Source organism: Vibrio sp. 10N.261.54.A5 (assembly GCF_041471145.1).
GTDB classification, from domain to species: Bacteria; Pseudomonadota; Gammaproteobacteria; order Enterobacterales; family Vibrionaceae; genus Vibrio; species Vibrio crassostreae_C.
Genome location: NZ_JBFRNU010000125.1, coordinates 1 through 408 on the forward strand (window position 1 = coordinate 1; position 408 = coordinate 408).

General features: G+C 48.5%; 1 protein-coding gene. It reads right to left on the reverse strand.

What is annotated here, in order from left to right; genetic code table 11:
* Positions 1–408, reverse strand: a 408-nt coding sequence (locus tag AB4329_RS22455; RefSeq protein WP_372139327.1) for a VCBS domain-containing protein, incomplete at both ends; no start/stop codon positions are given.

The window sequence follows — 408 nt, forward strand, 5'->3', positions numbered from 1 at the left end:
GTGTGCCATCAACAGACGAGACAGTGAAAGTCTCTTCGACTTTATCGCCGACGTTCAATTGATTAAACGCGCTGTTAGCGGTGAAGATCCAATGACCATTGGCATCAATAGTCAAGTCGCCATTTGTGCCTGCAATGGAATCTGGCGTAAACGTATTATCTGTATTATCCACGTCAGTACTGGTTAGCGTGCCTGATGTGGTTACCGCTTTATCAGTCTCATCCACACTGACTGTTGCGGTACTGACTGTCGCTGCATCGTTAGTGCCGTTAATCGTGACCTTGATCGTCGAAGGGGTGCCATCGATGGACGACACCGTGAAGGTCTCTTCGACCTTATCGCCAACGTTTAGTTTATTAAACGCGCTGTTGGCGGTGAAGGTCCATTGGCCATTAGCACCAATGGTGA